The organism is Amycolatopsis sp. lyj-23 (assembly GCF_046549135.1).
GTDB lineage: Bacteria > Actinomycetota > Actinomycetes > Mycobacteriales > Pseudonocardiaceae > Amycolatopsis.
This window is the reverse complement of the sequence record NZ_JAJPWN010000014.1, coordinates 66,832-89,067: the sequence shown is the minus strand read 5'-3', so window position 1 is coordinate 89,067 and position 22,236 is coordinate 66,832. Positions and strand designations below refer to the sequence as shown.

Below are 22,236 nucleotides of genomic sequence, written 5' to 3'. Positions count from 1 at the left end.
CTCGGCCAACTGACTTACACGTAAGTCAGGTATCTTCGGTGGCATGGAATCCGATCGAGGCGTCGACCACGAAGGACTGTCCGGCCGCCGGGTGCTCGTGACCGGCGGCAGCCGCGGACTGGGAGCGGCGATCGTCCGGCGCTTCGCGGCCGCCGGCGCCACCGTCCTGGCCTCCGCCCGCACGCCGCCGGAGCCGGGTGAGCTGCCCGCGACGTTCTTCGCGGGCGACCTCAGCACCGCCGAAGGGGCCGAAGACCTGGCCCGCCGGGTGCTCGACACCGCGGGCGGCGTCGACGTCCTGGTGGACAACGCCGGCAGCGCCTCGCCACCGGCGGACACCCTGGTCCGCAGCGACGAGAGCTGGGAGGCCGACCTGGCGCTCAACCTGCTCGGCGCGGTTCGCCTCGACCGGCACCTGGTACCCGGGATGGTCGAACGCGGACGCGGCGTGGTCGTCCACGTCTCGTCGATCGCCGGCCGGTTGCCGCAGCCGGGTCAAGTCGCTTACGCCGCAGCGAAAGCCGCGCTCAACACCTACAGCCGCGCGCTGGCCGCCGAACTCGGCCCGAGCGGCGTGCGGGTGGTGAACGTGCTGCCCGGCTTCATCCCCACCCCGGGAGCGATCGCCCACCACCGCGAGATCGCCAAGAGCCGCGGCGTCAGCCTCGAGCAGGCCCAGCGGGACCTCGCCACCAGCCTCAACGTCCCCATGGCCCGGCCCGGCGCACCCGAGGACGCGGCCGAACTGGTGGCGTTCCTCGCCTCGGACCGCGCCCGCTGGCTGACCGGCGCGCAGTACCGGGTGGACGGCGGGATCCTGCCCGTCGTCTGAACGGACTCGGCGGGTCGGTGAGGCGAAAGTCTTCCCGCCCGAAGGCGAGAGCTACGCGGGCGGACGGCGCAGCCCGGCCAGCACGAGGGTGATGACGCCGTCGGCTTCGGTCCGCCAGCCGGGGCGGTCGTGGGCCGCGCCGATGCCGTGCAGGGCCATCATGACGGCCCCGGCACTCACGTCGTCGCGGATGGTGCCGTCCTGCCTGGCCGCGGTGACCAGGTCGGTGACGGCCTGCTCCAGCGCTCGGCCGCCTTCGGCGAGGGTGCCCGAGCCGGTGGCCATGAGCGTGGCCAGCGTCCGGGCGAGGCCCTCGTGGGCGGCGATGTGGTCGACCATGCTGCGCAGAAACGTCGCCAGCGCCTCCGCCGCGGGCAGCGTGGCCTGCAGTTCACGAGCGCGGTCGCACAGCGTCGCGACTTCGCCGCGGTAGACGGCCTCCGCCAGCGCTTCCCGCGTCGGGAAGTGGCGGTACAGCGTGCCGGTGCCCACTCCGGCCAGCTGGGCGAAGTCGTCGAAGCGCAGGTCGAAGAAGTTGCCGGCGTCGAAGACCTCCCGGGCCTTGGCGAGCAGGGCCTCGCGCTTGCGCCGGGCGTCGGCCCGCAGCGGCTTGTCGGCGGTCATGAACTCCCTCGCGTTGACAACTGGAGATGATCTCCATATTTTGAAACTGGAGATGATCTCCAATTCGATCGTACCCCCACGAGGTGCCGCGTGAAGATCCTGATGTTCGGCCGAGGCGTGATCGCCACCATCTACGGCTGGGCCCTGCACCAGGCCGGACATGAGGTCGAGTGCTACGTCCGGCCGGGTCGCGCGGCGACGTACGGCGACGCGGTGGAGCTCGACCTGTTCGATACGCGGCGCCGGGTGTGGGGGCAGCGCGTCGCCGAGAAGTGGCCGGTGCGCTACCGCGAGGCGCTGGAGCCGGACCACGGCTTCGACCTGATCGTGCTCAGCGTGCCGCACCACCGTCTCGCGGAGGCGACGGCCTTCCTGGCTCCACGGGTCGATCAGGCGACGGTGCTGATCTTCGGCAACATCTGGACCGAGCCGGCAGCCGCGATCCGCCCACTCCCGCTCGACCGGATCGCCTGGGGCTTCCCCCAGGCCGGCGGCGGTTTCGGCGCGGACGGCGTGCTCCACGGCGCACTGCTGCCATCGGTCGTCTTCGGCACACTCGGCCGGCCCCCGACCGACCGGGAACGGGCCGTGCGCCAGACGTTCCGCGAAGCCGGGCTCCGGATCAAGGAACAGCCGGACTTCCGCGGCTGGCTGTGGGTCCATTTCGGATCGGACGCCGGCTTGTCCTCGCAGGGCCTGCGGCGCGGTTCCCTGTCCGAACTGGCCGGAGCAAGGCACGACCTGCGCGAGGCGCTCCTGGCCGGCCGCGAGCTGCTGCCCCTCCTGCAGGCCCGCGGTGTCGACCTGCGACGGCACCGGGCCGGAACACTGCTGTTCCGGGCGCCGACCTGGCTGACGGCGCCGGTGCTGGCTTGGCTGACTGCGCATGTCGCGATCGCGCGCGTGAGCCTCACGGCGCACTCCGACCCGGACGCCGAGGAGCCGCGGGAGGTCTGCCGGGACGCGCTGGCGGAAGCGCGAAGGTTGGGTGTTGCGGTGCCGCGGTTGGAAGCGGCGGAACCGTTCTTCGCCCGGGAGGGGACAGAATAAGCTCGAACCCACCCGTATCCGTGGTTCATCGGCGATCAGTGGTCGTGATGTCCGTGCGGGGGTTGAACTGTAGGCAAAGTCGAGCGCAGTGGCCGCGCGAGTGCCTGCACGACGGGGCCGGGGAGGCCCAACGTCGGCATCGACTGCAACTCGGCCTCCAGCCCGGAATCGTCGTCCACGCAACCGCAGTCCAAGTACTCCTCCGCGGTGAAGCATCGACTGGCCAACTCCGACTCGAAGTCCGGCGGCGCGAGCCGGGCCAGCAGCCGGATCATCGGCGCGGTGACCGCGGACGGCCGGGCGCGCAGGTCGTCCGCCAGCAACCGGGCGATGAAGTCCACGGCCTCTTCCTTGCCCGGGACGGAAATCTCGTGCCGAGCACACACGGCGGCGACCAGCGGATCGGTGTCCCACCCGCTCGCTCGACGGCTCAGCCCGGCCAGCTCGGCGATCTCGGGGTCCTCGTTGCCTTCCAGCAGCAGGCTCACCGCGACGGCCGGCCAGTCACCCGGCTCGAGGCAACCACGGGATTCGGCCGCCCTCGCCACCAGGAACGTCGTCCGCAGTGCAGCATCGTCCACCTACCGACTCTAACGTCCGCTCGTCGGCGCTGATGCGATCGCGGCTGCGTGGTGTGTTCGTCGTGGCGCCGGCCGACTGCGCGCGCCGGTCCCCGTTGGCCTGTGAACAAACACCGGTCAACGCCGCAGGCGGGGGAACAGCTCCGCGGCGGTGCCGGACAGCACGCGCTCTCGGGCCGTGGCGCCGAGGGCGTCGCTCGCCGCGAGCAGTTGCGCCAGGTCGTGGGCGACCCAGTCGGCGGTGACGGGTAGTCGCTGCCGTAGCGCAGCCGGTCCGGACCGACCAGCTGCAGCAAGGCCGGCAAGGCGCGCGGGAGGGCGAAACCCGCGACGTCGTAGTAGAGCGTCACCCTACCGCCATGATGATTTCGTCAACTATGAGCGAAGCGTCAAGGAAGGGGGAAGTGGTGGGTGGCCCGACGTGTGTAGCCTCGGCAGCTGTGAGCTGGCTGCCCGACGACTTCGTCCACCCCGTCCACACGCCCGTGCCCGGCACCGGCCTGCACCTGCGGCCGATCCGCGAGGCGGACACCGCGCTCGACTACCCCGCGGTGATGGGCTCCCGGGAGCGCTTGTGGACGATCTTCGGCCCGGCCTGGTCGTGGCCCAAGGAAACGATGACCTACGAAGAGGACCGCCTCGACCTGTTGCGGCACGAGAAGGAAATCGCCGCGCACCAGTCGTTCAACTACGCACTGCTGGACGACGAAGAGACCGCGATCCTCGGCTGCGTGTACATCGACCCGCCCGAGCGCACCGGTTCCGACGGCGAGGTGTCCTGGTGGGTGGTGGACGACCTCGTCGGCAGCGAAGTGGAGCGCGCGCTCGATGCGCTGGTGCCGCAGTGGATCGCCACGGACTGGCCCTTCCGCCGGCCCCGCTTCCTGGGCCGCGACATCACCTGGCAGGACTGGCTCGCATTGCCGCCGATCTCCTGACGCGGCCTCGCGTTGAAGTCCGGTCCGGTGGAGGCCGTCTCGACGGTGAACGACAACGTGGCGGGCATCCACCTGTACGCCACCCCGCACGCGACTTGTGTGCAGGGCCGGGTGATCGGGCCGCCGGGCGCCGAGATCTGGCTGGACCGGTGCAACCTCGGGCGGCGGGAACTGCACCGGGTTCATCGGCTACCGGACCGCGGGCGGTGACGGGTTCATGGACACCGGCATCTGGAACGACGACGGCTTCCTGGCCCGGGCCTGCGGCTCCTCCGGCGCCAACGACCACGACATCGTCTGCACCCCTTACGCCTGAGCGGGTTCCGGCCGGACGTCACCCCGGGATCACCGGTTGATCCCGGGATGCGGCCGAGGTGTCCGTACGCCGTCGATCAGGTCGCGTCGGACCGCACGGACGTGCAGTTGTCCGGCCCGCCCGACAACTCGCGGCAGAGGTGCCAGTAGACGACCCGGTGACTGCCGACGTTCACCGGGTAGGAGTACGCCACGCCGATGCCCTGGTCGACTCCCTGGTTGATGCGCGATCCATCGCCCAGGTTGCTGTCCCAGTCGTAGACCACGTAGCAGTAGTGGCCGTCTTCGGACACGTCGGCGATGTGGAACTCGTTGGCCGCGCTGTGCCAGTCACCCGCACATCGGTCGATGCCATTCGCATAGACGTCGACTCGGGGTGAATCGGCGTAAGCCGATCCGGCAGGAGCGAGGAAACCTCCCGCTACACCCAAGGCGAGCAACGAAGCAGCCAGCTTTTTTCTCACGGTTCCTCCCGGGCAGAAATTGCGTGGTTTCCGGTCGCGCCACGGAGTGCTCCGCGACCCCCGGAGGCTCGCGTCGGCCCCTGCCGCGCCGCATTCTCGAAGAGGTAGACCGCGGCCGCCCGGCAAAGGAATCGGCCACACCAGCGGCGGTCAAGGACGGGCCGGACGTCGGCAGCCTGCTCGCAACGCCGTCCGCCGACCGGTCAACGCGCCGCGATCGGTGCCTCCAGCACGGTGCGCAGGCCGGGTAGCGCCAGCTTCCGCCACGTCCCGGCCAACCAGGCCGGGTCGTGGCAGAAGTCGTGCGCGACCCACCAGCCCAACAGGCCGAGCGTCGTGGTGGTGTAGTGCTCGACGACCAGGTCGACCGGCAGCTCCGAACCGGATGCGGCCAGCGGTTCGCTCAGGTGCTCGGTCAGCACCCGGCCGACCATCCGTTGCAGGTGGCCCGCAACCAGGTTGCCGCCCTGCCGCCCGCACAGCGCCCGGTACACCGTGCGGTGTTCGTAGGCGTGCTCGTAGAGCAGTTCGGCGGGCCGCGAGGTGTCGGTCGGGGACAGCGTGCCGACCGCGTCGCGCAGCCGGCCGAGCATCTCCTCGAAGCAGCTGAACAGCAGCGCGTCCTTGTCCCGGTAGTGCGCGTAGAACGTGGAGCGGACCACGTCCGCGCGGTCGAGGATCTCCCGGACGCTGACTGCTTCGTAACCCTTTTCCAGCACCAGCTCGATCAACGCCTCGTGCAACGCGCGCCGGGTGCGCCGGACGCGCCTGTCGTCGGGCATCGCAGCCTCCCGGATTCCGGACAGTTTCGGCGATCTGTTCGTTTCCGTACGGTCGGCCCGGATCGCACGTTGACGACCGCCCGGTTCCGAACACCATACTCGAACAAGTTGTTCGATAGCAGACTGATTGTTCGATGAGGGGTGCGTCATGGTCGTGTGGATTCTGGTGCTCGTCGGGTCGGTGGCCACGCCGTCGGTGGCCGCCGTCGCGCTGTACCGCGGCGGCCCGGCCGCGGGGCTGTCGCCGCGCAGATCAGCCGGCGTCGCGGTGCTCGCCGGCGCGGTGTGGGGTGCGTGGGTCGTGGCGAGTGCGGTGCTGGCCGCGAACGACGCCTACCACGACCCGGACGCGGTGGTGCCCTGGCTGGGGGTGGCCGCGCTGGGCGCGTTCGTCGCCGCGTTGCTGGCCGCGCGGATTCCGGCGCCGGCCCGCATCCTGGCCGCCTCGAGCACGACAACGCGGCCGGCGTGGCCGCACGCGGTGCGGGTCCTGGGTGTCCTGTTCCTGATCGCGATGGCCCAGGGCACGCTGCCCGCCGCGTTCGCGCTGCCCGCCGGGCTGGGCGACATGGCGATCGGCGTCGCGGCCATCCTGCTGGCCCGCCGCTGGAACCCGCGCCGTGCCTTCTGGTTCAACGTGTTCGGCCTCCTCGACCTCGTCGTCGCGGTCACGCTGGGTCTGCTCGGCGGCCTGGCCACCCACCCGGTCCTGGCGGTTTCCCCGTCCACGGCGGCCATGTCCCTGCTGCCGCTCGCCCTGATCCCGACCACGGTGGTGCCGCTGGACGCGGCGCTGCACGTGCTGTCGCTTGCCCGGCTGCGTCGCGCGACGCGCTCGGCCACGCTGCCGGTACCGGCCGTCAACGCGTGACGCGGCACCGTATTTCCGGCGAATGAGCCCGGCCTGCGCTGCGGGAATTGCGGCGTTGCGCTGCGACCGTCGAGTTCCGACCGGCGCCTCAGCTCGGGCTGGGGTGCCGTTCGGCGAGCAGGTCGAGCAACGCCGTGGTGGCCGCGTCCGGGCGCCGCGCCGAAGCCGTGGCGACCGCGAGCCGCCACCGCAGTTCCCGGTCCGCGACCTGCACGGTGGCCAGGCCGGTCAGGTCGTGCACCAGCCGCTCGCCGAGGAACCCGATGCCCAGCCCCGCCCGGATGAAGTCGGTGATGGTTGCCACGTCCGGCACCTCGAGGGTGACCTCCCGCTGCACGCCCGCCGCGGCGAACGCCTGGTCGGCGAGGGTGCGGTTGGTGAAGCCGGGTGGGGAGTCGATGAACGGGAACTCGGCCAGCCGCGCCAGTGACGCGCGGCCCTCCCCGGCCAGCGGATGCGAGCTGGGGACGTAGACGACCATCGGAGCCGAGGCCAGCAGCCGCGTGTCGAGGTCGGCCGGCGGCGGACCGGGCAGGGAGAGCAGAGCGACGTCGAGCCGGCCTTCCCGCAGGTGCTGGGCCAGGCCCGCCGATCCCTCCATCGCGGTCCGGAGCCGGACCGTGACCCCGGGGTGGCGGGCGCGCAGCTCGGCCAGCAGTCCGGGCATGCCGACGAAGTCGACCGAGATCTGCGTGCCGACCATGACCGTGCCGTGCAACGTGCCTTGGGTCCGGTGAACGGCGTCCTTGGCCGCGCGGGCCGCGTCGAGGGTTTCCCGCGCCCGGGGCAGCAGGGCGTGTCCGGCCGCCGTCAGGGTGACTGCCTGCGGGCTGCGGGTGAACAGCGCCGAGCCCAGCTCGCGTTCCAGGGCCTTGATCGTCGCCGACACCCCTGACTGCACGACGTGCAGCGTTCTGGCCGCCGGGGTGAAACCGCCGGTGTCGGCGACCGCGACGAAGTACTCGAGATGGCGTAGCTCCACGCGTCATTATCACTGATCGTGCTGGCATTCATCAACAGAGATCGTTGGACATGATGTCGTTCTCCGCATGAAGGTGGACGTGAACCTGCAAGTTGTGACGAGGAGACCGGCGTGACTGTCGACGAAACCAAGGAATCCCCCTGGCGCTACACCGAACTGCCCGACCGGGCCCGGCAGGCGATCAAGGGCTTCGTGCCGCCGGACGCGCTCCTGGCCGAGCGCCTTGAGCGCTACGCCGACGTGCAGCCCCGGCCGGCGGACCACGACGGGGACACCGAGGTGCTCGACGGCGAGGTGTTCACCCACCACTTCGCGGACACCCCGGGTGACCAGGAAACAGTGCGGTGGCACTACGTCGAGACCGGCTCCGGCGAGCCGGTGGTGTTCCTGCACGGCATGCCGGACTCGTGGTTCATGTGGCACCACCAGATGGCCGCGCTGTCGGACTCGTACCGCTGCATCGCGGTGGACCTCAAGGGCTACGGGCAATCCGGCAAGGATCGAGGCGACTACCGGCAAGCCGGCGCCGCCGCGCAACTCGTCACGTTGCTCGACACGATCGGAGCGGACCGGTTCGTCCTGGTCACGCACGACCGGGGAACCGTGCAGGGCGACCACATCGCGGCCGCCCACCCGGCGCGGGTCCGCCACTACGTGCGCGGCGAAGGGCACCTGTACCACTTCCACCCCGACCTCGCCCCGCACGACGAACTGCTCGCCGAAGCTCCGTGGACCGGGTTGCTGGAGGACCCGAAACGGTTCGTCCTCTGGGCCTACACCATGCTCGGCGAACTGCCGGTGGCCGACGAGGACATGCGCCGCGTCATCCAGGAGTTCTCCTACCCCGGCATCACCCGGGCGGTCCCGCGCTACAGCATGGCCTCCACGTTCCGCAAGGAGTGGATCGAGCGGCGCAGCGAGCTGATTTCCCGCTGGCGCAGCCCGGTGACGATCATCCAGGGCTGGGACTCCCGGACCCAGCCCCGCGAGTTCTTCACCGACGCCGCCGAACGCATCCCCCATGCGGCTCGCGTCGAGGTCCGTTACGTCGACGGCGGGCACTTCTGGCCGTTGGAGAGCCCCGGTCAGGCCGGCACGGTCCTGCGGGAGGTCCTCGGTGCCGAGCCGGCACCGGACGTCGCCCGCACGACGAACTGAGCCGGAGTGCCCCGGTCCGGTGCAGCACCTCTCGGCGATCGACGAAACCGCCTATTATGCCCGATGAGTTCGCCGCGGCAGGCGGAGCGGTTTCGCCTTCGAGGGGGTGGCTGTGGGCATCGGCCAGATGAACCCGTACGAGCTTGCGGCGTGGCAGGACGTCGAGCGTTGGCGTGACGAGCGGTTGGCCGTCAGCGAGCGCCGTCTGGTGCCGCCCCGGGTTCGTGCTCGCGTGGTCAAGGGTGGCCAGCTCGCCAAGGGACGGCTCGAGCAAGTGCCCGGCGCGGAACAGCTGACCGAGATCGTCGGCAACGCGATCGACGGATTGCTGCGGTTGGTGAACAAGACCAGCGAGGCGACGTTGCGGCGCAAGGCGGTTGTCGCGGCCTATGCCAAGCGTGGGCACACCGTCGACGAGCTGAGCGACATCCACCAGCTCGAGTTGGTCGACATCGACAAGGCCAAGCCCCGTCTGGGGCTGCGCTACACGGCGTTCAGCGCGGTCGAGGGCGCGGGCGCCGGGCTGGCGGTCTCCGGCGGTGAATTGCTCACGACAGCCGGCGGCATCTTCGGTGCGGGTGCCGGCGCGGCGCCTGGTGCCGGCACGGTCGCCGCGGCGATGGCGGCTGACGCCGTGCTGGTACTGGGCGCGATGACGCGGGCGATCGCCCACACCGCCGCGTATTACGGCTACGACACCGAGTTGCCCCAGGAGAGGGTCTTCGCGCTCGGAGTCCTCAACTTCGGGATGGCCCAGCAAGCCGGCAAGACCGTCGCGTACGTCCAGCTGAACAAGCTCGTGAACGACCTCGCCCGCAAGGCGGCATGGGACCAGCTGAACAAGAACGGCGTCACGAGGATTGTCAAAGCGTTCTACGAGCGCTTCGCAGTGCGGCTGACGAGGCAGAAGCTCGGACAGGCCGTGCCGGTGGTCGGCATCGTGATCGGCGCCGGACTCAACGCGCGGTTGCTGCACAACCTCACCGAAGACGCCGAGTACCTTTACCGCGAGCGGTTCCTGCGCGAGAAGCACGACCTGAGGACGGTCGATGTCACCGCGTCCATGAAGGACGGCGACCTTGCCCCGGACGACGACACGATCCACATCGCGGAGATCGTCGAGGAAGCGACCGCTGCCGAGCAGCAACCCTCGACGGGCTGACTGACGGCCGACCCGACCGTGCCGCCGGACCGGCGTAACAAGCGACCTTGGCTCACGAACCCGTCTCCGTGTCGAGGGGGGCGTGCTGATTCGGATCGGTGACCGACATCGGCGGTAGAGCGGCGCGGCAGGCCCGGTCCGCGCCAAAGGAATAGCGGCGTCCGAAGCGGCCGGCAGGTCAGCGTGGTTCCGCGGGTGCCGGGAAGGCGGCCAGCCCTGCTTCGGCCAGCCGGGCGGCGCGGCGGACCTCCCGGCTCACGGCCTCGATCGCGTCCGGCAAGGGGTGGCCGGGGCGCACGTGGGTCCGGAGGGCGCGGAACTGGACCCGCCACAGGCCGAGGAGCGTCGCCGCGGCGATCTGCGGCTCGGGGTCGTCGGGGCGCTGTCCCGTCCGGGTGGCGAGTGCTTCGGCGGCGATGTCGACGAACCGGTCGGCGATGTCGCTCTGGTAGGCCCGCAGGGACGGGGTGCTCCGGATCAGGTCGCCGAACTTCCGGTACCGCGCCAGTGCGCGGTCGGCGTTGGCGTCGGCGGCGAGACCCTTGGCGAGGCCGTCGCGTTCGCCGTCGAGAACGGTCAGCATCGCGTCCGCCGGGGTCAGCGCCGGGTCCGGCAGGTGGGTGCGCAACGCGTCGGCCGTGGCCTCGAGCCGGTCCAGGAGCAGCGCCTCCTTGCTCGGGAAGTAGTTGAAGACGGTCTTTTCGGACACTCCGCACGCTTCGCCGACGTCGGCCACCCGGACGGCGTCGAAGCCGCGTTCGAGGAACATCCGCGCGGCGGTGTCCGACAGCTGCCGGCGCATCGCCCGCTTCTTGCGCTCCCGCAACCCTTCGACGGGCGGCCGGCCGGTTCCCGTGGTCGTCATGCGGCCATCCTACTTCAGCAACCCGAAAAGTTCTGCTACAGTAAATTTATAGCCACAAAAGTTAAGGAGCCGGCCGTGTCCGAGATCCACATCGTCCGCGACTACCCGCACCCGCCCGTGAAGGTCTGGCGGGCCATGACCGACCCGGAGCTGATCCCGTACTGGACTTCGACCGGGCAAGGCGCCCGCGCCGACGGGTTCGAGCCGGTGGCCGGGAACAGGTTCCGGTTCGTCGCCAAGCCGATGCCCGGCTGGCGGGGCATCGTCGACTGCGAGGTGCTGGAGGTCCGCGAGCGGGAACTGCTGCACTACACCTGGGTCGGCGCGGAAGGGGAGACGCCCAGCCACGTCCGCTACCGGTTCGAGCCCACCGCCGGAGGAACCCGGTTCACCTACCACCACACCGGGTTCACCGGCATCGGCGGGTTCGCCATGGCCAAGCTGCTCGGCGCGGTCCGGACCAAGATGCTCACCGTGGGGGTGCCCGCTCTGCTGGCCGAGCTGGACGAGACCGGCGCGCTGCTCCCGGACGCGTCCCGGCGACTGACGCGGTCCCGGTGAACATCCCCGCCCAGGTCCTCGCGCTGGCCGCGGCGCTGGTGCACCTGTGGATCTTCACGATGGAAAGCGTCCGCTTCGCGCGCCCCGAAGTGCACGCCATGTTCGAGGTGCGCGAGGCGGATGTCGACGTCGTCCGCCCCTGGGCGTTCCACCAGGGCTGCTACAACGCACTCCTGGCCCTGCAGGTGTTCGCCGGGCTGATCGCTGTGCATTCGGGCGCGATCGCGGCAGGCGAAGCCCTCGTCCTGGCCGCCGGCGCGGCCATGCTCGCGGCGAGCGTGGCGCTGATCGCCTTCGACCCCCGCCGGGAGCGGATCAAGGGCCTGATCGGCCAGGGCGCACCCGCACTGGCCACCATCATCGCCGTGCTGGCCTGAGCCGCCCCCGGCGCGGGGACGGGCACGGACCGCTTCAGGTGACGCGGAAGACCGGCCAGCCGATCTCGGTGCGCCACGCGGCGGGATCGCTCGCCTCACGGGGGCCGACGACGTAGACCTCCCGCACCGGCCCGGCCACCGACATCGCGTTCTCCACCACCCACGTCCCGAGTTCGCCGTAGGTGACCTCGACGCCGTCGTGCTCGCCGACGTGGGTGGTGACGGCCAGTTCCACGGCCGGGAGAACGGCGGGGTGCACGCGTCCGGTGCGCGGTGGCGCAGCGGTCGGCAGGTAGACGAGCGCGTGACCGCGTTCCTGCTCGAAAAGGGCGTTGTCGTAGCAGCCGCCCGGTGGTCCGGTCACGGCGGCGCCGACGGCCGCCTCCAGTTCGGCCATCGCGCCGGCGAACCAGGTCTCGACGTCGCGGTGCCCGACCACGGCCTCCACCGCCGCGACCGTCCGGGCGGGCTCGGCACGCAGCTCGACCTCGATCGGCGCGGGGTCGGGCCGGAGCAGGCGCCGCAGCGACACGACCGCGGCCCGGGTGCGGTCGAGCACGTCCTCGAGGCGTTGCAGGTGGTCCGCGACCAGGGCCGCTCGGACACCGGGGTCGGGGGTCCGCAGGATCCGCTGCACGTCGCTCAGGGGGACGTCGAGTTCGCGGAGCCGGTGGATGACCTGCGCGGCCGGGATCTGGTCGACGCCGTAGTAGCGGTAACCGGTCGTCTCGTCCACCACGGCGGGCTCCAGCAGGGCCGCCTCGTGGTACCGGCGCAGGGTCCGCACGCTCAAGTGGGTCAGCCGCGAAAACTCCCCGATGCTCAGCACCCCGCCATTCTGGACTCTCTCCCCGGGGGAGAGTCCACGGCTTGACCCTCCCACGCCGCGAGCTCACACGATGGGCTCATGACACAGCACACCGACCTCCCGTCCGATCTCCTCCCGGCCACCGTGCGCGACTTCTTCGCCGCTCACGTCGTCCGCGACGCCGACACCGCCTCGTCGTTCCTCACCGAGGATGCGGTGGTCGTGGACCAGGACGAGACCTTCCGCGGCCGAGAGGCGATCCACGCGTTCCTGCGGGACGCCGGGTCCGAGTTCGAGTACACGACCGAGCAGCTCGGCGCTCACCGCGTCGACGACGCCCACTGGGTGGTGACCGTGCGGCTCGAGGGCACCTTCCCGGGCGGCGTCGCCGAACTCGACTACCGGTTCGCCTTGCGGGACGACCTCATCGCCGAACTCGTCATCGCCAACCACACCGCCTGACCTACGTCGATTCTCAGTGGAGAAAAAAATGTCTGGTTCGGATCGCGATCGTCTCGACGGTCGCCGGGCGCTGGTCACCGGCGGTTCGAAGGGCTCGGGCAAGGCCGTCGCGGAGAGGCTGCGAGAGCTGGGTGCCGACGTGTACGTGACGGCGCGAACGATGCCCGACGGGTACGAGCACCCCGACCGGTTCATCGAAGCCGACATCACGACGGCCGACGGCACCAACGCGGTGGCCGCCCGAATCGCCGAGGCCGGCGGCGCGCTCGACATCCTGGTGCACGTCGTCGGAGGCGCGTCGACGCCGGCCGGTGGGTTCGCGGTCATCACCGATGACCAGTGGCTCACCGAGCTGAACCTCAACTTCCTGGGGGCGGTGCGGCTCGATCGGGCTCTGCTCCCGGCGATGATCGAGGCCGGGGCCGGGGTGGTGCTGCACTTCACCTCGATCCAGCGTGAGCTGCCCCAGCACGACGCGTCCCTGGCGTACGCAGCAGCGAAGGCCGCTCTGCGCACGTACAGCAAGGGACTCGCCAACGAGCTCGCGCCGCGCGGCGTCCGGGTCAACGCGATCAGCCCCGGCGGGATCGAGACCGAAGCCTACGAACGGTTCGTGGACCGGATCGCCGAGGGCAACGGACTCACCCGCGAGGCGGCCAAGCAGACCATCTACGACTCCCTCGGCGGCGTACCGCTGGGACGGTTCGCGAACACCGAGGAGATCGCGGACCTGGCCGGGTTCCTGGTCTCGGACCGCGCCTCGGCGATCGTGGGCGCCGAGTACGTGATCGACGGCGGAACCGTTCCGACCGTCTGAACCGGGAGCCGCACATGACAACGCAAGTTACGGACCGGTCGACCGCCCGGCCGGTCGGACCGCCACCACCCTTCGACCCGGAGCTCGCCCCCGTCGTCGAGATGCTGACCAGCGTGCGCCCACCCGACGCGTACCGTCCGGACAACATCGTCGAAATGCGCAAGCCCGTCCCCGGGGTGGAGACCCCGACCGACGAGGTCCTCTCGCGCGGCGGCGCCTACAGCGTGGCGGAGCGGGCGGTGCCAGGGCCGGACGGGGAGCCGGATGTTTCGCTGCTGATCTGCCTCCCGAAGCACGCGGCGACCCCGACCGCGGCGATCTACCACGTCCACGGGGGCGGCATGATCGTCGGGGACAACCGGTTCGGCCTGGCCGAGATGGTGGACCTGGCCGAACCGCTGGGCATGGCCGTGGTCTCGGTCGAGTACCGGCTCGCCCCCGAAACACCCCACCCGGGTCCCGTCGAGGACTGCTACGCGGGCCTGGTGTGGGTGTCGGAACACGCCCACGAGCTCAACATCGACCCCGGGCGCATCGTCATCGGCGGTGCGAGCGCCGGCGGCGGCCTCGCGGCGGGGGTCACCTTGCTGGCACGCGACCGCAACGGCCCGGCCGTCCTGGCCCAGCTGCTCCTGTCGCCGATGCTCGACGACCGCAACGACTCGCCCTCTGCCCGGCAGATGCGCGGCCTCGGCATCTGGGACAGCTCCTCGAACGAGACCGGCTGGAACGCGCTCCTCGGCGACGGCGTTCGCGGAGGACCGGACGTGTCGCCGTACGCTGCGCCGTCCCGCGCCGCGGACCTCTCCGGCCTGCCGCCCGCGTTCGTCGACGTCGGGTCGGCCGAAACGTTCCGGGACGAGGACGTCGCCTACGCAGGCCGCATGTGGCAGGCGGGCGGCCACGTCGAGCTGCACGTCTGGCCCGGCGGGTTCCACGGGTTCGACGTCGTGGTTCCTCATGCCGTGCTCTCGCGGGACGCCATCGCTGCTCGAATGGCATGGCTACGCCGTCAGCTGGGGGCGCCGGAAGCCTGAAGCAGGGAAAAACGCCGCTCCCGGGTGTACCCGCGACGGCAGGGGGAATCTGAGTGCGGTCAAGGGCCGCCTTCGGCAGCGGCGTTCCGGCAACCGCGATGACGGCCGATCCCCGGTCGTCGAGCGTGCCGCGCGCAGCCGACCACCGGGCACCCCACGAATGAGCAGCGACGGTTCGGACTCGGCTGGAGCCCGAACTGCTGCCCAGGACGGCCAGGAGGCCGGAGATGACGGCGAAGGTTCGGTTCGCGGAACTGGCGACCGTGGCGGGGGTCGGAGTGGCGGGCATCCGCGCGGTGCGGCGGGCGCTGTCCGGTCGTCGGCAGAAGGACGACGAGGCCGCTGACCGGTGGCTGGTCGTCACGATCCTCAAACCGCCCGATGAGGTCGTCTCGGACGGGGGGTTGCCCGCACCGCTTGCGGAGCTGGGCGACCTGGTGGAGGTCCAGGTGCGGCCCGCGCCGGGCGACAAGGGCACCGAGTTGGCCGCCCGGCTCACCCGTCACGGACCGACCTCGGTGTCCGCCCGCTGGGAGGGCAAGGATCCGCGCCAGCGCGTGCGCACCGCGTTGCGCGAGGCCAAATGCCTGCTCGAGGTCGGCGAGATCGTCCACCCCGACGCGCCCGCGACCACCCACCCGGGCCCGGCCGGCCGGCTGGTGCGCCGGGCCACCGACCTCGCGCAAGGAGAGGGCCGGCTGTGAAGGCACTGTGCTGGGAAGGCACCGACAAGCTGCGGGTCGAGCAGGTGCCCGATCCCGAGATCCGCAACAGCGGCGACGCGATCGTCAAGGTACGGGCCAGTGCGGCCTGCGGCTCGGACCTGCACCTGCTCGGCGGGTACATCCCGGCCATGCAGGCCGGTGACGTGCTCGGGCACGAGTTCCTCGGCGAGATCGTCGAGGTCGGCCCGGGCGTGCGGAACCGCAAGGTCGGCGACCGGGTCGTCGTGTGCTCGTTCGTCGGCTGCGGCAGCTGCTGGTACTGCACCCACGACCTGTGGTCCCTGTGCGACAACGCCAACACCAACTCGGGCATCACCCAGGCCCTCTGGGGCTCCGACGTGGGCGCCTGCTTCGGCTACTCCCACGCACTGGGCGGCCTGGCCGGCAGCCACGCCGAGTACATCCGGGTGCCCTTCGCCGACCACGGCAGCTTCCCGGTACCGGAGGACCTGGACGACGACCTGGCCGCCGTGTTCGCCTCCGATGCCGGCCCGACCGGGTGGATGGGCGCCGACCTCGGCGGGGTCAAGCCGGGTGACGTCGTCGCGGTGTGGGGAGCCGGGGCGGTCGGGCAGGTCGCCGCCCGCGCCTCGGCACTGCTCGGCGCCGAGCGGGTGATCGTCATCGATCGCCTTCCCGAACGGCTGCGCCAGGCCCGCGAGCACATGGAGGTGGAAACCCTCGACTACACGCAGACCGACGTCGGCGCCGAACTGCGCGAGCTCAGCGGCGGTCGCGGACCCGACGTGTGCATCGAGGCCGTGGGGATGGAGGCCCACAGCCCCGGCCCCGAGTACGCCTACGACCGGATCAAGCAGCAGCTGCGGCTGCAGAGCGACCGGCCCACCGCCCTGCGCGAGGCCATCCAGGCGTGCCGCAAGGGCGGGTCGGTCTTCTGCCTTGGCGTGTTCGCCGGCGTGGTGGACAAGTTCCCGCTCGGGGCGCTGATGAACAAGGGACTGGTCTTCCGCGGCGCCCAGCAGCACGGGCAGCGCTACATCCCCGGACTGCTCGACCGGATCGCCCGCGGCGAGCTGCCGACCCGCCACCTCGCCACCCACCCGGTGACGCTCGACGAGGGGCCGGAGGCCTACGAGATGTTCAAACACAAGCAGCACGGCTGCGTGCGACCCGTCTTCCGGTTCTGATCGGACACCCTCGAGAGGAGTCGCCCATGCTGTCGCTGCGCACTCGCCGCCGCCTGCGAAGCGAGCTCTGGATCGTTCCCCTTCTCTGCGTGCTCGCCGCGATCGTGCTGTCGCTGATCACCGTGGCCATCGACCGGGCGGCCGGCTACCGCCTCGTCCCGGCCGGCCTCACCGGGAAACCCGATGCGGTGTCTTCCATCCTCAGCACGATCGCGTCGGCCATGGTCACGCTGACCACGCTCGTCCTGACCGTCACCACCGTGGCCGTGCAACTCGCCATGGGCCAGTTCTCGCCGCGGATCGTGCGAGCCCTGCTCCAGGACCGCGCCAGCCAGCTCGCTTACGGGCTGTTCGCCTCGACCTTCACCTTCGCCATCCTGGCGCTGCGCGAGGTGGACACCACGGGCGGCGGAACCGTGCCCGGCCTGACGGTCCTGGTCGCCTACGTGCTCATGCTGGCCAGCATCGCCGCCTTGTTCCTCTACATCCACCACGCCGGGAGTTCGCTGCGCGCCGCCGGCTTGATCGACCTGGTCGGCGACCACCTCCACGAACAGATCGACCGGCTCTACCCGGCCGAGGCTTCCGCACCGGCCCCACCCGACGTCGTCGTCTGCCCCGAGCCCGGCATCGTGGTCGAGCTCGACCAAGCCGCACTGGTCGCCGCCGCCCGCACCGCCGGCTGCGTGCTCGAACTGATCCCCGTCATGGGTGACTTCGTCCCCGCCGGCGCGCCCCTGTTCCGCATCCACGGACAAGCGGCCCGCCTGGATCACGCCCGGCTCGCCGGCTTGGTCGTGCTCGCCGCCGAACGCACCCACGGCGACGACCCCGCCTACGGCTTCCGCAAGCTCGTCGACATCGCCGAACGCGGGATCGCCCAGCCCTTCACCGACCCCACCACCGCCATCATGGTCATCGACCGGCTCCACGACAGCCTCCGCCAGCTCGCCACCCGCAGCTTCCCGACCGGCCGGCACGAAGACGAGCACGGCGACGTGCGCCTCATCGAACGAACCCTCGGGTGGGACGGGTACGTCCGCCTCGCGTTCGACGAACTTCGCCTCGCCGGCGCCGCCTCACCGCAGGTCCCGCGCCGGATCTTCGCCGCGCTCGACGACCTGAAAACCGTGGCGCCCCCGGAACGGCAGCCGGCGCTCGACCGTCAGCTCGACCTCCTGACCGCCGGGGTCGAGCACCACTTCGACGACGGACCCGATCGGCGCGGCCCTCGTTCCCGACCAGCAGGGCATCGGTTCCGGGGCCGACCTCGAACGGGAGAACCAGACCACCGTCCACTGAGCCGGCGCCCCTCTTGACCGCTGCGGCAACGAGGTGCGAGCCGGCGACGTCCACCGGAAATCTCGTTCTGACCCCGGCTGACCGAGAACACGGCGAAGGAGAACACCGCGATCGTCGGGATCAGGGCCGGGTGCGCGGGATCTCCCACCGGCGCCAGGTGGCCAGGAACACCAGCGCCGCTGCGATGGAACCGGCGGAGGCGAGCGAGTTCGCGGCCAGGTAGACGACCCACGTGTTGTCGCGCAGGGTTTCCGCGTAGCCGCCCTTGACCAGCGCCGCGCCGATGAGGAAGGCGCCGAGGGCCAGGGCCGTGAACCCGCTGAGCGCGGCGATGGTCACGACCAGGACCCGCGGGATCCGGCGCGGTCCGTCGTGGTGGCGCACGACTCCGCGCCGGGCGAGCCACCACGACGCCAGGCAAGCCAGGCCGAGCGCGATCGCGTCGGCGGCGAGCGTGTCGGAGAGGCGGTGCCACTTCGCCGTCACCGTGTACGCCCCGATGCCCACCGCCCAGGAGAGCAGGAAGAACAGGGTCACGCCGCGCCAGCGGTAGGGCACCACCAGCAGGGCGGCGAACAGCACGGTCATCGCGATCGTCGTGTGCCCGCTCGGCAGGCTGTTGCCCGCGTAGTGCCCGGACACCGGCACGAGCGGCGGCCGGGTCAGCAGCCACCGCTTGAGCACCTGCGTCACGACCTGCCCGGCCACGATCACCCCGACCGCCGCCAGCGCGAGGTCCACGCGGCGGCGCAGCAAGCCGGCCAGTGCGACCAGCACCACCGCGGCGGCCAGGGAGTAGACCGTGATCCGGCCCAGGCCCGCGTCGGCGGCGGCGCGGTCGGGGTCGGCGGCCTGGTCGGCGCCGCGGAGGGCGGCGTTCTCCAGCTCCTGGCCCGGCACCGTGCGCACCGCCAGGAAGTAGACGACGACCACGACCACCGCGCACACCGAGGCGACGATCAGCCAGCGACGGGCGGGAACCAAGCGGGCAACCTCTCTTTCCGGGCGAGCAGTGCTCCGGACAGCGTAGTTGCGATGCGGGCCGCGAACGGATCGTCCACAGTGCACTTTCGTGTGAAGCACGGACGTTCGCGTGATCAGCGGCAGGTCTCGGCGGTCAGTCTCCGGTGAGGTCCGCCGACACCGTCCAGAGGCGTTCGGCGGTGGCTGGGTCGAGGGCCCAGTGCTTGACTCCGTGGGGATGGTCGGCGAGTTCGGCGTCGTCGGGCACCGTGTAGGCCTCTTGGGCGTCGTCGAGGTAGTGGCCGCCGGTGTGGGCGAACTGCGGGGCGACTGCGGCGACGACGCTGGTGGCCGCTCCCTGTTCGACCGTCTTGTAGGTGAAGATGCCGGCGGCTTCGGCCGCGGCGAGGGATTCCTTCTGGGCCGTGGTGAAGTTCCGCTGCAGTCCGGTCGCGACGCCGCCGGGGTTGACGGCGTTGGCGTAGATCCCGTCGGCCGCCCAGCGGCGGGTGGCTTCCACCGCGAACAGTGAGTTCGCCGTTTTCGATTGCGCGTAGGCGAGTTGGGGGTCGTAGGCACGGCGGGTGAAGTGCAGGTCGGCGAAGTCGATGCCGGCGCGCATGTGCGCGGTGGAGCTGACCGCGACGATCCGCGCCTCGCCGCGCTCGGCGGCGCCGCGGGCGAGTGCCGCGTGCAGGCGGGTGGTGAGGGCGAAGTGGCCGAGGTGGTTCGTGGCGAACTGCAGTTCCCACCCCGCCGCGGTGTAGGCGGGTCCGCCGGTGACGATGCCCGCGTTGTTCACCAGCAGGTGCAGCGGCCCGGTCCACTCCTGCGCGAACCGGCGGACGGACTGTGGGTCGGCGAGGTCGAGCCGGGCGACCCGGGAGCGGGGGCCCGCGGTCGCGGCGGCGGTGTTGCGGACGGCCAGGGTCACCTCGGCTCCCGCGGCGGCCAGCGCCCGCGCGGTTTCGGCACCGATCCCGGACGCCGCCCCGGTGACGATCGCGCGGACGCCGGTGAGGTCGGCACCGGCCAGGACGTCGTCCGCGGTGCTGGCGGCGGTGAACGGTGTGGTGATGAGCGGCTGTGTGGTCACCCGACGGACTATACAGACTGAACGAAAGTTGTATAGTTCGGTTGGAGTCCGTAGAGTTGCTGGCATGACCGTTTCCGAAGTTCCGGACGCTGCCGAGGCCGGTCGCCGGGAGGCGGTGCTCGAGTCGGCGCTGCTGACGTTCGCCCGGCACGGGTACCGAAAGACCTCGATGGAGGAGGTCGCGCGCGCGGCTCGGATTTCGCGGCCGGGGCTGTACTTCCTGTTCGCGTCCAAACAGGACCTGTTCCGGGCGGCGGTCACCCGGGCGATCGAGCAGGACCTGGCCGCGGCCGGCGAAATCCTCGCCGACGCCGGAAAGCCGTTGCGGGAGCGGCTGGCCGGGGCGTTCGACCGGTGGGCCGGCCGCTACGTCGGGCCGATGAGCCGTGACGTCCCGGAGGTCATCGAGCAGAACCCGGACCTGCTGGGGCCGATCACCCGCACGGCCCCGAAGCGGTTCGAAGAACTCGTCGTCGCCGCGGTGGGCGGGAAGGCGGCAACCGGTGTGGCGCAGACTTTGATCAGCGCGTCGGTCGGGTTGAAGCACCAGGTGGAGACCCGGGAGGAGTACCTCGGCCGCATGGCCACCGCCATCGGCCTGCTCGTCCCCTGAATGTGCCTGGGCATGTTCAGCTGGAGTGTCATCCAACGCTTCCGGGCATCGGCGCTCAGGGCTGGAGCGACTGAGTGCCGCAGACGGCGGCGAGAGCCAGGCGGCCGGCGTCTTCGGTGCCGGGCTCGGCGGTGTAGACGGTGATGCGCAGATCGTCGAGAGCGACAGCCGCGGCGCTCAGCGCTGCTGGCCGCGATGGCCCTCGAAGACAATTGGGCACACCTGCGCGACGGCGCGTTCGTGGTCAAGACCAAGCCGGTGGAGGTGCCGCCGATCGCCCACGACCGGCCTCGCGAGCAGCGCCTGTAGGAGGCGACCGTCGAGCTGTTGGACCGTGCGGGCGCGTCGCTTTAGCGGAGTATCACCCGAACCGCGGCCCGCTCGGAAGATCGGTGGCCCCTGGGCTTTGCCGAATCGACCCCCCCGTGCACTCGGCCGACGTCCGCCGAGGTGTGGCCGGCTTGCCGGTCGGTGCTGCCCGACCAAAGCATCAGACCTCATTTCTTGACTTCCAATCAAGAAGCTTCTAGCCTTCGCGTCCACCGGATCTTGATTGCAAGTCAAGAGCGGCACGAGTGAGCTGACTGAGGCAGGCGATGGAAACTTCGGCGGAGAAGGACAGCCACACCGCGTCGGTGCGGCGGGACGTGTGGTTCGAGTCCGGGGGCATGCGGTGCGCGGCGTGGCTGTACGTGCCGGCAGCGAAGGGCGGCCCTCGGCCGCTGGTGGTCATGGCGCACGGCCTGGGTGCGGTCCGCGAGTGGCGGTTGGACGCGTTCGCGGAGCGGTTCGCCGCGCAGGGGTGGGTGGTGCTGGTGTTCGACTACCGGTACCTGGGGGCCAGTGAGGGATCTCCTCGGCAGCTGCTCGACATCGGTGACCAGCTCGACGACTGGCGGGCGGCGCTGGCCTACGGCCGGTCCCTGCCGGAGGTCGACCCGGACCGGATCGCGGTGTGGGGGACCTCGTTCGGCGGCGGGCACGTGCTGCGGATCGCCGGCGAGGACCACGCTCTGGCCGCGGTGGTGGCCCAGTGCCCGTTCACCGACGGTCCGGCGTCGTTGCTCTCCCGGTTCCGGTCCAGCCCGTTGAGCATGGTGGGGCTCGTCATCGCCGCGCTGCTCGATGTCGTCGGGTCGGTGTTCGGGGCGAAGCCGGTGCTGGCTCCGGTGGTCGGGGTGTGGTGGATGCCCGCCTTCCTGGTGTCGCCGACCGCGATCGCCGCGGCGTCCAAGCTGATCCCGGCCGGGTCTCGGCTCTCGCCTCGCACCGCCGGGGTCCTGGCCCGGATCCCGGCCGTGGGCAAGGGGTTGTCCGCGACCGTCGAGACGGGCGGGCAGCCGTTCCGCCCCGGCGACACCGCTGTCGGCCGCGACACGATCTGGGGTGTCATGAGTGGCCCGGACGGTGGCGGCGACAGCGCCAACGCGATCGCGGCCCGGCTCGCGTTGCGATTGCCGCTGTACCGGCCGGGCAAGGACCTGCGCAAGATCGCCGCGGCGACCCTGTTGTGCGTGTGCGACGACGACCGCGCCGCCCCCGCGAGCACCACGGCCCGCCTCGCGGCCGGGCACGACCACGTCCAGGTCGACCACTACGGCGGTGACCACTTCGACATCTACGTCGGTGACCTGTTCGAGCGTGCCGTCGCAGACCAGATCCGGTTCCTCGCGGCGCGGTTCGGCCGGTAGCCGGCCTGCCGC

Annotated in this window: 26 protein-coding genes; 17 read left to right on the top strand and 9 right to left on the bottom strand. The window is 71.1% G+C overall.

All coding sequences use genetic code 11. From position 1 onward, the window contains the following. The first annotated feature begins 43 nt into the window (after positions 1 to 43). Positions 44 to 832: an oxidoreductase gene (locus tag ACLJPY_RS32305; RefSeq protein WP_410594245.1), complete on the top strand. Its 789-nt coding sequence runs from the start codon at positions 44 to 46 to the stop codon at positions 830 to 832. Positions 833 to 883: 51 nt separating this feature from the next. On the opposite strand, the gene ACLJPY_RS32300 is transcribed toward ACLJPY_RS32305, so the two are convergent. Then, positions 884 to 1,456 (bottom strand): TetR/AcrR family transcriptional regulator, encoded by a 573-nt coding sequence (locus tag ACLJPY_RS32300; protein WP_410594243.1) that lies wholly within the window; start codon positions 1,454 to 1,456, stop codon positions 884 to 886. Positions 1,457 to 1,546: 90 nt separating this feature from the next. Here ACLJPY_RS32300 and ACLJPY_RS32295 point away from each other — a divergent pair, with 90 nt between their 5' ends. Then, a complete protein-coding gene (locus ACLJPY_RS32295; RefSeq protein WP_410594241.1) occupies positions 1,547 to 2,506 on the top strand; it encodes a ketopantoate reductase family protein in 960 nt (319 codons plus the stop codon). A gap of 35 nt (positions 2,507 to 2,541) precedes the next feature. Here the strand turns inward: ACLJPY_RS32295 and ACLJPY_RS32290 are convergent, their stop codons facing one another. Continuing rightward, on the bottom strand, positions 2,542 to 3,087 hold the full coding sequence (locus ACLJPY_RS32290; protein ID WP_410594239.1) for a hypothetical protein: 546 nt from the start codon (positions 3,085 to 3,087) through the stop codon (positions 2,542 to 2,544). A gap of 440 nt (positions 3,088 to 3,527) precedes the next feature. On the opposite strand from ACLJPY_RS32290, the gene ACLJPY_RS32285 reads away from it, so the two are divergent. Both ACLJPY_RS32285 and ACLJPY_RS32280 read left to right on the top strand, forming a co-directional pair. Further along, positions 3,528 to 4,025, top strand: coding sequence for an N-acetyltransferase (locus ACLJPY_RS32285; RefSeq protein WP_410594237.1), 498 nt, complete (start codon positions 3,528 to 3,530; stop codon positions 4,023 to 4,025). Between the two features lie 45 nt (positions 4,026 to 4,070). Next, complete coding sequence (locus ACLJPY_RS32280) at positions 4,071 to 4,235, top strand: hypothetical protein (RefSeq protein WP_410594235.1); 165 nt, start codon at positions 4,071 to 4,073, stop codon at positions 4,233 to 4,235. A gap of 182 nt (positions 4,236 to 4,417) precedes the next feature. Here the strand turns inward: ACLJPY_RS32280 and ACLJPY_RS32275 are convergent, their stop codons facing one another. Together ACLJPY_RS32275 and ACLJPY_RS32270 are read right to left on the bottom strand one after the other, a co-directional pair. After that, positions 4,418 to 4,633 (bottom strand): hypothetical protein, encoded by a 216-nt coding sequence (locus ACLJPY_RS32275; RefSeq protein ID WP_410594233.1) that lies wholly within the window; start codon positions 4,631 to 4,633, stop codon positions 4,418 to 4,420. A gap of 374 nt (positions 4,634 to 5,007) precedes the next feature. Then, positions 5,008 to 5,586 (bottom strand): TetR/AcrR family transcriptional regulator, encoded by a 579-nt coding sequence (locus ACLJPY_RS32270; RefSeq protein WP_410594231.1) that lies wholly within the window; start codon positions 5,584 to 5,586, stop codon positions 5,008 to 5,010. A gap of 148 nt (positions 5,587 to 5,734) precedes the next feature. On the opposite strand from ACLJPY_RS32270, the gene ACLJPY_RS32265 reads away from it, so the two are divergent. Next, positions 5,735 to 6,457 carry a hypothetical protein gene (locus ACLJPY_RS32265; protein ID WP_410594229.1) on the top strand — a complete coding sequence of 241 codons (723 nt, stop codon included), beginning with the start codon at positions 5,735 to 5,737 and terminating at the stop codon, positions 6,455 to 6,457. Between the two features lie 88 nt (positions 6,458 to 6,545). On the opposite strand, the gene ACLJPY_RS32260 is transcribed toward ACLJPY_RS32265, so the two are convergent. Beyond that, positions 6,546 to 7,439 carry a LysR family transcriptional regulator gene (locus tag ACLJPY_RS32260; protein WP_410594227.1) on the bottom strand — a complete coding sequence of 298 codons (894 nt, stop codon included), beginning with the start codon at positions 7,437 to 7,439 and terminating at the stop codon, positions 6,546 to 6,548. Between the two features lie 111 nt (positions 7,440 to 7,550). On the opposite strand from ACLJPY_RS32260, the gene ACLJPY_RS32255 reads away from it, so the two are divergent. Both ACLJPY_RS32255 and ACLJPY_RS32250 read left to right on the top strand, forming a co-directional pair. Then, positions 7,551 to 8,597: an alpha/beta fold hydrolase gene (locus ACLJPY_RS32255; RefSeq protein WP_410594225.1), complete on the top strand. Its 1,047-nt coding sequence runs from the start codon at positions 7,551 to 7,553 to the stop codon at positions 8,595 to 8,597. A 112-nt stretch (positions 8,598 to 8,709) separates the two neighbouring features. Beyond that, positions 8,710 to 9,759, top strand: a complete 1,050-nt coding sequence (locus ACLJPY_RS32250) for an EcsC family protein (RefSeq protein WP_410594223.1) — start codon at positions 8,710 to 8,712, stop codon at positions 9,757 to 9,759. A gap of 178 nt (positions 9,760 to 9,937) precedes the next feature. Here the strand turns inward: ACLJPY_RS32250 and ACLJPY_RS32245 are convergent, their stop codons facing one another. Then, positions 9,938 to 10,624, bottom strand: a complete 687-nt coding sequence (locus tag ACLJPY_RS32245) for a TetR family transcriptional regulator (protein WP_410594221.1) — start codon at positions 10,622 to 10,624, stop codon at positions 9,938 to 9,940. A gap of 75 nt (positions 10,625 to 10,699) precedes the next feature. Between ACLJPY_RS32245 and ACLJPY_RS32240 the strand changes: the two genes are divergently transcribed. Further along, positions 10,700 to 11,185 carry an SRPBCC family protein gene (locus tag ACLJPY_RS32240; RefSeq protein WP_410594219.1) on the top strand — a complete coding sequence of 162 codons (486 nt, stop codon included), beginning with the start codon at positions 10,700 to 10,702 and terminating at the stop codon, positions 11,183 to 11,185. Continuing rightward, positions 11,182 to 11,562 (top strand): DUF1304 family protein, encoded by a 381-nt coding sequence (locus ACLJPY_RS32235; protein WP_410594217.1) that lies wholly within the window; start codon positions 11,182 to 11,184, stop codon positions 11,560 to 11,562. The genes ACLJPY_RS32240 and ACLJPY_RS32235 overlap by 4 nt, the downstream gene beginning before the upstream one ends. Positions 11,563 to 11,596: 34 nt before the next feature. Here the strand turns inward: ACLJPY_RS32235 and ACLJPY_RS32230 are convergent, their stop codons facing one another. Continuing rightward, entirely contained in the window at positions 11,597 to 12,391 is a 795-nt protein-coding gene (locus tag ACLJPY_RS32230; protein WP_410594215.1) for a MerR family transcriptional regulator, read from the bottom strand. Positions 12,392 to 12,469: 78 nt separating this feature from the next. On the opposite strand from ACLJPY_RS32230, the gene ACLJPY_RS32225 reads away from it, so the two are divergent. The 6 genes from ACLJPY_RS32225 (at position 12,470) to ACLJPY_RS32200 (ending at position 17,878) form a co-directional block, all read left to right on the top strand. Further along, entirely contained in the window at positions 12,470 to 12,832 is a 363-nt protein-coding gene (locus ACLJPY_RS32225) for a nuclear transport factor 2 family protein (RefSeq protein WP_410594213.1), read from the top strand. Between the two features lie 28 nt (positions 12,833 to 12,860). Then, a complete protein-coding gene (locus tag ACLJPY_RS32220; RefSeq protein WP_410594211.1) occupies positions 12,861 to 13,649 on the top strand; it encodes an SDR family oxidoreductase in 789 nt (262 codons plus the stop codon). A 14-nt stretch (positions 13,650 to 13,663) separates the two neighbouring features. Then, on the top strand, positions 13,664 to 14,686 hold the full coding sequence (locus ACLJPY_RS32215) for an alpha/beta hydrolase (protein ID WP_410594209.1): 1,023 nt from the start codon (positions 13,664 to 13,666) through the stop codon (positions 14,684 to 14,686). 227 nt (positions 14,687 to 14,913) lie between these two features. After that, entirely contained in the window at positions 14,914 to 15,390 is a 477-nt protein-coding gene (locus ACLJPY_RS32210) for a hypothetical protein (RefSeq protein ID WP_410594207.1), read from the top strand. Next, a complete protein-coding gene (locus tag ACLJPY_RS32205) occupies positions 15,387 to 16,559 on the top strand; it encodes a zinc-dependent alcohol dehydrogenase (RefSeq protein ID WP_410594205.1) in 1,173 nt (390 codons plus the stop codon). The genes ACLJPY_RS32210 and ACLJPY_RS32205 overlap by 4 nt, the downstream gene beginning before the upstream one ends. A 26-nt stretch (positions 16,560 to 16,585) precedes the next feature. After that, positions 16,586 to 17,878 (top strand): DUF2254 domain-containing protein, encoded by a 1,293-nt coding sequence (locus tag ACLJPY_RS32200; RefSeq protein WP_410594203.1) that lies wholly within the window; start codon positions 16,586 to 16,588, stop codon positions 17,876 to 17,878. A 103-nt stretch (positions 17,879 to 17,981) separates the two neighbouring features. Here the strand turns inward: ACLJPY_RS32200 and ACLJPY_RS32195 are convergent, their stop codons facing one another. Next, positions 17,982 to 18,845 carry a phosphatase PAP2 family protein gene (locus ACLJPY_RS32195; protein ID WP_410594201.1) on the bottom strand — a complete coding sequence of 288 codons (864 nt, stop codon included), beginning with the start codon at positions 18,843 to 18,845 and terminating at the stop codon, positions 17,982 to 17,984. A 133-nt stretch (positions 18,846 to 18,978) separates the two neighbouring features. Beyond that, on the bottom strand, positions 18,979 to 19,920 hold the full coding sequence (locus ACLJPY_RS32190; RefSeq protein ID WP_410594199.1) for an SDR family NAD(P)-dependent oxidoreductase: 942 nt from the start codon (positions 19,918 to 19,920) through the stop codon (positions 18,979 to 18,981). 64 nt (positions 19,921 to 19,984) lie between these two features. Between ACLJPY_RS32190 and ACLJPY_RS32185 the strand changes: the two genes are divergently transcribed. Beyond that, on the top strand, positions 19,985 to 20,533 hold the full coding sequence (locus tag ACLJPY_RS32185; protein WP_410594197.1) for a TetR/AcrR family transcriptional regulator: 549 nt from the start codon (positions 19,985 to 19,987) through the stop codon (positions 20,531 to 20,533). A gap of 596 nt (positions 20,534 to 21,129) precedes the next feature. Continuing rightward, complete coding sequence (locus tag ACLJPY_RS32180; RefSeq protein ID WP_410594195.1) at positions 21,130 to 22,224, top strand: alpha/beta hydrolase; 1,095 nt, start codon at positions 21,130 to 21,132, stop codon at positions 22,222 to 22,224. The last annotated feature ends 12 nt before the right edge of the window (positions 22,225 to 22,236 follow it).

Coding starts and splice junctions, on each gene's coding strand:
- ACLJPY_RS32305 (WP_410594245.1), top strand. CDS start 44: ATGGAATCCGATCGAGGCGTCGACCACGAAGGACTGTCCGGCCGCCGG.
- ACLJPY_RS32300 (WP_410594243.1), bottom strand. CDS start 1,456: ATGACCGCCGACAAGCCGCTGCGGGCCGACGCCCGGCGCAAGCGCGAG.
- ACLJPY_RS32270 (WP_410594231.1), bottom strand. CDS start 5,586: ATGCCCGACGACAGGCGCGTCCGGCGCACCCGGCGCGCGTTGCACGAG.
- ACLJPY_RS32265 (WP_410594229.1), top strand. CDS start 5,735: ATGGTCGTGTGGATTCTGGTGCTCGTCGGGTCGGTGGCCACGCCGTCG.
- ACLJPY_RS32245 (WP_410594221.1), bottom strand. CDS start 10,624: ATGACGACCACGGGAACCGGCCGGCCGCCCGTCGAAGGGTTGCGGGAG.
- ACLJPY_RS32225 (WP_410594213.1), top strand. CDS start 12,470: ATGACACAGCACACCGACCTCCCGTCCGATCTCCTCCCGGCCACCGTG.
- ACLJPY_RS32220 (WP_410594211.1), top strand. CDS start 12,861: ATGTCTGGTTCGGATCGCGATCGTCTCGACGGTCGCCGGGCGCTGGTC.
- ACLJPY_RS32215 (WP_410594209.1), top strand. CDS start 13,664: ATGACAACGCAAGTTACGGACCGGTCGACCGCCCGGCCGGTCGGACCG.
- ACLJPY_RS32210 (WP_410594207.1), top strand. CDS start 14,914: ATGACGGCGAAGGTTCGGTTCGCGGAACTGGCGACCGTGGCGGGGGTC.
- ACLJPY_RS32200 (WP_410594203.1), top strand. CDS start 16,586: ATGCTGTCGCTGCGCACTCGCCGCCGCCTGCGAAGCGAGCTCTGGATC.
- ACLJPY_RS32185 (WP_410594197.1), top strand. CDS start 19,985: ATGACCGTTTCCGAAGTTCCGGACGCTGCCGAGGCCGGTCGCCGGGAG.
- ACLJPY_RS32180 (WP_410594195.1), top strand. CDS start 21,130: ATGGAAACTTCGGCGGAGAAGGACAGCCACACCGCGTCGGTGCGGCGG.